Here is a 7,990-nt window from a genome sequence, read left to right on the forward strand (position 1 = left end):
CTCCTCGCCGTCCAGCAGCAGCGCGGCGGCCACCGTGCGGGCGTGCGGCAGCGTCGGCTGCTGCGGCAGGTGCAGCGGCGCCGGGCCGGTGCGCTCGACGTGCCCCGCGGTGGGTTCCTGCACCCCGGCCAGCACCCGCAGCGCCGTCGTCTTGCCCGCGCCGGAGGGCCCGCGCAGCGTGACGAGCTCCCCGGCGCGCACCGCCACGAGCGGCAGGTCCAGGGCGTCGGCGGCGGCGCCGGGGTGCCGCACCCGCAGGCCGGTGGCCGCCACGGCGGGTCGTCCGTGGTCGTCCCGCCCTCGGAACGGACCCTTTCCGCGCCCTTCTCCGGGTTCGGGCGCGCGGAAAGGGTCCGTTCCGCGCCCGAACCCGGAGATGGGCGCGGGGGAGGGGGTGGTGGGGCGCCCGAACCCGGAGATGGGCGCGCCAGCGGGGGAGGGGAAGGTGGGCGCGGCGGCGAGCACCGCGTCGACCTCCGCCACGACCGCGGCGGCGTCGGCGCTGGCGTGGAAGCGGGCCCCCACCTCCCGCAGCGGCCGGTGCGCCTCGGGAGCCAGCAGGATGACCAGCAGCGCCGGCCCCAGCTCCAGCGTCCCCGCCGCCACCCGCAGCCCCGCCCCCACCGCCACCAGGCCCACCGACAGCGTGCCCAGCAGGTCCAGCGCCGTGGAGCTCAGGAACGCCGTGCGCAGCACCCGCAGGGTCGCCGCCCGGTGCCGGTCGGTGACCTCCGCGACGACAGCGACCTGCCGCTGCGCCCGCCCGAACGACCGCAGCGTCGCCAGCCCCTGCACGACGTCGAGGAAGTGCCCCGCCAGCCGGGCACCGGCCTGCCAGCGCTCCTGCGCCCGCTGCTCGGTGGCCCAGCCCACGAGCACCGCGAACACCGGCACCAGCGGCAGGGTGCACGCCACCACCAGCGCCGAGGCCAGGTCGGCGCGGGCCATCGCGGCCAGCACCAGCGGCAGGGCGGATAGCAGTCCGCGGCGGGTCAGGGCGGTGGTGGGCGTGCTCATGTCGCTCCTTCGCGGCAGAGGGGTGGTGCACGGCGGCGCGCGGGTGCGCCGCCGCGGGGTGCGGTGGGACGTCGCGGGACGGGTGGTGCGCAGGCTCAGGCCGGGGACGAGGCGCGCACGACGAGCGCCGTCGGCACGGTCGTCGACAGCGGCGCGCGGCCGGCGACGCCCTCGGTGAGGAGGCGGACCATCTCCTCGCTGATGCGGTCCAGCGGCTGGCGCACCGTCGTCAGCGGCGGGTCCAGCGTGGCCGCCAGGCCGGAGTCGTCGAAACCCACGACCCGGACGTCGCCGGGCACCGGGCGGCCGGCGTCGCGCAGCACGGGCAGCGCGCCGGCCGCCATCAGGTCGGAGGCGACGAAGACCGCGTCGAAGTCGCCGCCGCGCTCCAGCAGCGCCCGCATCCCGGCGGCGCCGCTCTCCCGGCTCCAGTCGCCGTGCGCCACGCGCGCCTCGTCCGCCGGCAGGCCGTGCGCGGCGAGGGCGTCGCGGTAGCCGTCGAGGCGGTCCACCCCGCCGGAGGTGTCCAGCGGGCCGGTGATCGTCGCGATGCGCCGGCACCCCGCGCGGGCGAGGTGGTCCACGGCCGAGCGGGCGCCGGCCCGGTCGTCGGCGGCTACCGAGCTGATGAGCCCCTCGTACCCGAGCACCCGGCCGCAGGCCACCGTGGGCACCCGGGCCCCGACGAGCTGGCCGAGCAGCGGGTCGCCCGAGTGCGAGGAGACGAGCAGCACGCCGTCGACGTGCCCGCCGGCCAGGTACCCCAGGACGCGGGCGCGCTCCTGCGGCGTCGCGGCGATCATGAGCAGGAGCGTGAGCTGGCGGTCCGACAGGGCCTGCGCCACCCCGCGCAGCAGCACGGAGAAGTTCGGGTCCTCGAACAGCAGGTGCTGCGGCTCGGTGAGCAGGAACGCGATGGAACCGGAGCGTCCCGTCGCCAGGGACCGGGCGTGCTGGTTGGTCGTGTACCCGGTGCGGGCGATGGCGTCGCGCACCGCGCGCGCCGCCTCCGGGCTGACCCACTCGCGGCCGTTGAGGACCCGGGAGACGGTGGCGTAGGACACCCCCGCCTCGCGCGCGACGTCCCGGATGGTGGGGCGCTTGCGCGCGGCGGGCTGGCTCGGCACGACCGGGATCATAGGTGCCACCCCGGCCTCACGCCTTGACCGCGCCGGCGGCCAGGTCGACCTGCCAGTAGCGCTGCAGGCAGAGGAAGAGGGCCACGAGCGGCAGCACCGACAGCAGCGCCCCGGTGACGACGGCGGTGTACATCGCCGGCTGCGTCGCGCCCTGGTTGAGCAGGCCGCTCAGGCCCACCGTGAGGGGGAAGAGGCGGTCGTCGCCGAGCATGATGTACGGCAGCATGAAGTTGTTCCAGACCGCGACGAACTGGAACAGGAACACCGTCACGAGGCCGGAGCGCATCATCGGCAGCACGATCTGCCGGAACACCCGCCCGTCCCCCGCGCCGTCGACGCGCGCGGCCTCCAGGACGTCGTCGGGCACGGCCGCGGCGGCGAAGATCCGCGCCAGGTAGATGCCGTAGGGGCTGACGATGCTCGGCAGCAGCACCGCCCAGTACGTGTTCGTCATGCCCACCTTCGCCAGCAGCAGGTACTGCGGGATGGCGAGGATGACGCTCGGGACGAGCACCCCGGCGAGCACGGTGTTGAAGACGGCGCCCTTGCCGGGGAAGGAGTACTTCGCCAGCGCGAACCCGGCCATCGCCGAGACCAGGGTGGACAGCACCGCGCCGACGCCGGCGTAGAGGGCCGTGTTGGCCATCCACCGCCAGAACAGCCCGCCCCGGTAGGCGCTGAGGTCGGCGACGTTGCCGAGCAGGTGCGTGCTGGGGGAGAAGGTGAACGTGGAGAACAGCTCCCCGCTGCTCTTGGTGGATGCGACGAGGACCCACAGCACCGGCAGCAGGCAGTACGCGGCGCCGAGCAGCAGCAGGACCGTCACCACGGCGCTGGAGCGGGGCCGGGCGGTGGGCGGGGTGCCGGCCGTGGTGGGCGGGCGCGACGCGGCGGCCGTGGCGGGGGCGTGGGTGGTGGACACCGTCTCACCTCTCCTGGTTGAAGGCCCGCGAGCCGACGAGCTTGAGGAACCCGAACGACAGCGCGAACGTCGCGAGCGCGATGAGCACCGACGTGGCGGCGGCGGCGTGGACGTCGTTGCGGGTGAACGCGTCCCGGTACACCGTCATCAGCGGCGTCCACGTCGCGGAGATGGTGTTGCTCAGCGGTCGCAGCGTCATCGGCTCGGCGAACACCTGCAGGGTCGCGATGAGCGAGAAGACGAACGTCATGACGAGCGAGGGCAGCACGGTGGGGATCTTGATCCGCAGGGCGATCTGGACGTCGCCCGCGCCGTCGAGCCGGGCGGCCTCGTAGATGTCGCCGGGCACGGCCCGCAGCGCGGTGTAGATGACGATCATGTTGAACCCGGTGCCGCCCCAGACCGCGATGTTCGCCACCGCGTAGAGGATCCAGGAGGACGACAGCAGCGCCGGCACGGGCAGGCCGACGGCGCCGAGGACGTCGGTGAGGGGGCTGATGCGCGGCAGGTAGAGGAACCCCCACAGCAGCGAGGCCACCACCGCGGGCACGGCGTACGGCAGGAAGATCGAGGTGCGGGCGAACCCGCCGACGCGGCTGCGCCCGGTGTCCAGCAGCAGGGCCATGAGCAGCGCCAGGCCCAGCATGCACGGGACGACGACGAGGCCGTAGAGCCCGACCCGCCCGACGCTGGCGAGGAACTCCGGGTCGGACAGGGCGCGGGCGTAGTTGCCCAGCCCCGCCCACCGCTCCACGCGCGAGCCGGAGCCCAGCCCCAGGCCTTCGACCTTCGTCTCGCGCAGGCTCAGGTAGGCGGCGTAGCAGATGGGCGCCGCGAGGAACGCGGCGAAGAGGACGAGCGCCGGCGCGAGGAACGCGTAGGGCACGGCGGTGCGCCGCAGCCCGGTGGTGCGGGCGGACCGGCGGGCTGCGGCGGTGGTGGACGGCCTCGCGGCCGGTCGGGCGGTCGTGGTGGTGGGCGTCATCGCCTGGCCTTCCTGGGTTCCGGCGCGGGGAGGGTGCGGCTCGCGGGTGGGGCGGGGTGGTCGTGCCCGCCCGCGGGCGGCCTCAGCCGGCGCTGACCTCGAAACCGGCGCGCTCCATGTCCTCCAGCGTCGTGCGCTGGACGGCGGCCGTCGCGGCGGTGAAGTCCGCGGCCCGCCTGCCCTCGGCGGCCGGGCCGAACGCGTCGGCGTAGGCGCTGTAGGCGACGTTGACGTTGGGACCGTAGGTGAAGGAGTTCGTCGACCCCGCGGCGGCGGCGGCCACGTCGTAGAAGTCGGTCTGCTCGGCGAAGAAGGCCGGCGGGGTGGTGAGCGCCGTGCTCGCCGCCTCGGTCGCGGCGGGGTAGACGTTCGCCGTCTGCGCCAGCGCCTCGACGGCCTCCGGGTCGGTGTTGAGCCAGGTGGCGAACTCCGCCGCCTCCTCCGCGTGCTCCGACTGCGTCGTCACGCTGGTGGCGGAACCGCCCCAGTTGCCGTTGGCGGGGTCGGCCGCGTCCCACTGCGGCAGCTCCGCCGCCTTCCACAGGCCCTTGGTGTCGGGGGCGTTGCCCTCCAGGACGCCCGGGCCCCACACCGCGCCGATCCAGCCGACCTGGGTGCCGTCGTTGAGGCCGGTGTTCCACTCCGGGGTGTACATCGGCTTGTTGTCGATCACCCCCTCCTCGACCAGGCCGCCCCAGTAGGAGGCGACCCGCTGCGTGGCCTCGTCGTCGACGTCGACCGTCCAGGCGCCGCCGTCCACGCCCCACCAGGAGGCGCCCGCCTGCTGGGCCAGGCCGGTGAACCAGCCGGGGTCGGCGGCGGAGAAGGTGCCGAGGAACTTCGTCGGGTCGGCCGCGTGGATCGCGCGGGCGGCGTCGGCGTACTCCTGCCACGTCGTGGGCACGGCGATGCCGAACTGCTCGAACAGGTCGGCCCGGTAGAAGAACATCATGGGGCCGGTGTCCTGCGGGATGCCGTAGACGGCGTCGGATCCGAGGGTGACGCCGTTCCAGGCCGACTCGGAGAACTGCTGCTCCAGGTCGCCGGCCTGCTCGGAGATGTCGGCGATCGCGTCGGCGGAGACGAGGGTGGGGATCTTCTGGTACTCCGCCTGCATGACGTCCGGCGCGCCGCTGCCGGCCTTGATCGCCGTCAGCAGCTTCGTGACCGCCGCGTCGCCGCCGTCCTGCTTGTTGACGGTCACCTGGACGTCGGGGTGCTCGGCGTTCCACCCCTCGACGACCTGCTCCATGTTCGGCGCCCAGCTCCAGTACGTGAGCCGGACCGGACCGTCCCCGCCGCCCTCGCCCGTGGCGCTGTCCCCACCGCTGCAGCCGGTGGCCAGCAGCAGGACGGCGGCGGCCAGCGCGGCGGCTCGCGTGGTGGGCTTCCCGCGCATGGGCTTGCCTCGCATGGATCCTCCTCGATCGACGTCGCCGCGTCCTCGCGGCGAGGTGCCGGAGCGTCGGGGAGCACCCCGGACCGGCCTGTGACCGGTTACAGTGACGAGCCTGCCGCGCCGTGTCAAGACCGTGCCGCGATGTGCCAGCGCAAGCTAATCTCTCGCACCGAGCCGCCTGTGACCGGTTACGGACACGGGACCGACGTCGATCCCGAGGAGGCCGCCGTGCCCGCCGACCCCACCCCCGCCCCGCACCCGCTGCGCGTGCGCCACCGCCCCTGGGCCGCCCCGCTGGTCCACCCCCGGATGGCGAACGCCGAGGATGTCCGCCCCGGCCTGGCCCTCACCAGCCGCTACCTGCTGCGCGACGGCGTGCCGTGGATCCCCGTCTCCGGCGAGGTGCACTACAGCCGCGTCCCGCGCCACCGCTGGGCCGAGCGGCTGCGGCAGGTGCGCGCCGGCGGCGTGGACGTCGTGGCCAGCTACGTGCCGTGGATCCACCACGTGGAGCGCCCGGGTGAGCCCCGCTTCGACGGCGACCTCGACGTCGCCGCGTTCGTCGACGAGTGCCGCGCCGCCGGGCTGGAGGTGGTGCTGCGCATCGGCCCCTGGGTGCACGCGGAGATGCGCAACGGCGGCTTCCCCGACTGGGTGCAGGTGGCCGCCGTGGCGCACCGCACCGACGACCCCGCCTACCTGGAGCTCGTCGCCGGGTGGTTCGGCCAGCTCGCCGCCGCCCTGGGCGGTCGCTGCTCCCCGGCCGGCGGCGTCCTCGGCGTGCAGCTGGAGAACGAGCTGTACGACCAGCCCGGCCACCTGCTCACCCTCAAGCGGCTCGCGCGCCGGGCGGGGCTGTCCGCGCCGCTGTGGACGGCCACCGCCTGGGGCTCGGCGGACCTGCCGGGTGAGGAGGTGCTGCCGGTGTACGGCGGCTACGGCGACGGGTTCTGGCTGGACGCCGACGCGCCCTGGGACCCCACGTTCCGCGCGCACCACCTCTTCTCCCACGTGTGGGACGACCCGGGCATCGGCGCCGACGTGCGCCGGCAGCAGCAGGTCGGTGCTGCGGAGCAGCCGCGCACCCCCTCGCCGCTGTTCCCCGCGGCCACCTGCGAGCTCGGTGGCGGGATGGCCACCGCCTACCACCGCCGCCCGCGGCCCGCGGCGCTGGACGTCGCCACCGTCGCGCACTGCAAGATCGGCAACGGCTCGGCCTGGCAGGGGTACTACATGTACGCCGGCGGCACGAACCCCCACCCGCGGCTGCCGGGCGTCGACGGCCTGCAGGAGTCGCACGCCACCGGCTACCCCAACGACCTGCCGCGCCTGGGCTACGACTTCCACGCACCGATCGGGCAGGCCGGCACCCTCGCACCCAGCCACGCCGAGCTGCGCCGCCAGCACGCCTTCCTCGCCGCCTTCGGCCCGCGGCTGGCGGAGATGCCCTCCAGCCTGCCCGACGCGCTGCCCGCCGGGGTGGAGGACACCACCACCCTGCGCTGGGCCCTGCGCAGCGACGGCCGCAGCGGCTTCCTCCTCATCGCCTGGCACCAGCCGCACGTGCCGCTGGCCACCCACCGCGGCGCCCGGTTCCGCGTGGAGCTGGACGCGGAGGTCCTCGAGCTGCCCTCGCGCCCCCTCGACGTCCCGCCGGGCACGCTGGCCCGCTGGCCCCTGGGTCTGGAGCTCGGCGGGCTGCGGCTGCACTGGGCCACCGCCTCGGCGCTCACGGTGCTGCCGGCGGCCCGGCCGGGCGGGGCGGCGACCCTCGTGCTCACCGCGGAGGCGGGTGTCGACGTCGAGCTCGCCCTCGCCCCGGACGTCCTCGTCGACGGCCGCGCAGGGCGGCCCACCACCACGGGCGAGCGGTGCGTCCACCCCGTCGCCGCCGGCCGCGCCCCGCTGCGGCTGCGCTCGGCGGCCGGCGCCCTCGACGTGCTGGTCCTCACCCCGGCGGACGCGGCCACCGCGTGGGTCTGCGAGGACGGCCCCGCGGGCCGGCGGCTGCTGCTGTCGGCGTCGGACCTGGCGTGGGGCCCCGACGGCGCCGTCGAGGTGCGCAGCGCCGCACCCGTCCCCGAGGTCCTCGCCTACGACCCCACCGCCGCGGCCCTCGTCCCGCTGCCCCTCGAGGCACAGGGCGCCGCCGAGGGGTTCCGGGCCGACGTGCGCACCGAGCCGCTGCGGCCGGCCGGTGCCGTCCCGCCCGTCCACGGCACGCACGACCTCCGGCAGTCCGCCCCCTCGCGGGAGCAGTTCGAGCGGGCCGCGGCGGTGCACCGCCTCGCGCTGCCCGAGCAGGTGCACGCCGCGGACCTCGACGTCCTGCTGCACGTCGACTGGGCCGGTGACGTGGCCGAGCTGCGCGTCGACGGGCGCGCGGTCACCGACCGGTTCTGGGACGGCTCGCGCTGGACGACCAGCCTGCGCGACGCCGGCCTGCCGCGCGGTGGCGAGGCGACCCTGCACCTGCTGCCGCTGTCCGCCGGCTCGGCCCTGCGCCTGCCCGCCGGCGCCGCCCCCCT

Annotated in this window: 6 protein-coding genes; 1 reads left to right on the plus strand and 5 read right to left on the minus strand. The window is 75.7% G+C overall.

Annotation, left to right across the window (positions count from 1 at the left end):
• The 5 genes from ABEB16_RS11585 to ABEB16_RS11605 all read right to left on the minus strand — a co-directional run.
• Positions 1 to 1,017, minus strand: a 1,017-nt coding sequence (locus tag ABEB16_RS11585) for an ABC transporter transmembrane domain-containing protein (protein ID WP_345712406.1), incomplete at its 3' end; no start/stop codon positions are given.
• Between the two features lie 95 nt (positions 1,018 to 1,112).
• A complete protein-coding gene (locus ABEB16_RS11590; RefSeq protein ID WP_345712407.1) occupies positions 1,113 to 2,156 on the minus strand; it encodes a LacI family DNA-binding transcriptional regulator in 1,044 nt (347 codons plus the stop codon).
• Positions 2,157 to 2,172: 16 nt separating this feature from the next.
• Entirely contained in the window at positions 2,173 to 3,078 is a 906-nt protein-coding gene (locus tag ABEB16_RS11595; RefSeq protein ID WP_425560169.1) for a carbohydrate ABC transporter permease, read from the minus strand.
• Positions 3,079 to 3,082: 4 nt separating this feature from the next.
• Positions 3,083 to 4,063 carry a carbohydrate ABC transporter permease gene (locus ABEB16_RS11600; protein ID WP_345712408.1) on the minus strand — a complete coding sequence of 327 codons (981 nt, stop codon included), beginning with the start codon at positions 4,061 to 4,063 and terminating at the stop codon, positions 3,083 to 3,085.
• A gap of 82 nt (positions 4,064 to 4,145) precedes the next feature.
• On the minus strand, positions 4,146 to 5,462 hold the full coding sequence (locus ABEB16_RS11605; protein ID WP_425560170.1) for an ABC transporter substrate-binding protein: 1,317 nt from the start codon (positions 5,460 to 5,462) through the stop codon (positions 4,146 to 4,148).
• 228 nt (positions 5,463 to 5,690) lie between these two features.
• Here ABEB16_RS11605 and ABEB16_RS11610 point away from each other — a divergent pair.
• Positions 5,691 to 7,990: beta-galactosidase (locus ABEB16_RS11610; RefSeq protein WP_345712410.1), on the plus strand; the 2,300-nt coding region annotated here is incomplete at its 3' end.

The organism is Kineococcus glutinatus (assembly GCF_039542765.1).
GTDB lineage: Bacteria > Actinomycetota > Actinomycetes > Actinomycetales > Kineococcaceae > Kineococcus_A > Kineococcus_A glutinatus.

Excerpts from the sequence above, each read along its gene's own strand:
- ABEB16_RS11600 (WP_345712408.1), bottom strand. The coding sequence starts at position 4,063 with ATGACGCCCACCACCACGACCGCCCGACCGGCCGCGAGGCCGTCCACC.
- ABEB16_RS11590 (WP_345712407.1), bottom strand. The coding sequence starts at position 2,156 with ATGATCCCGGTCGTGCCGAGCCAGCCCGCCGCGCGCAAGCGCCCCACC.
- ABEB16_RS11605 (WP_425560170.1), bottom strand. The coding sequence starts at position 5,462 with ATGCGCGGGAAGCCCACCACGCGAGCCGCCGCGCTGGCCGCCGCCGTC.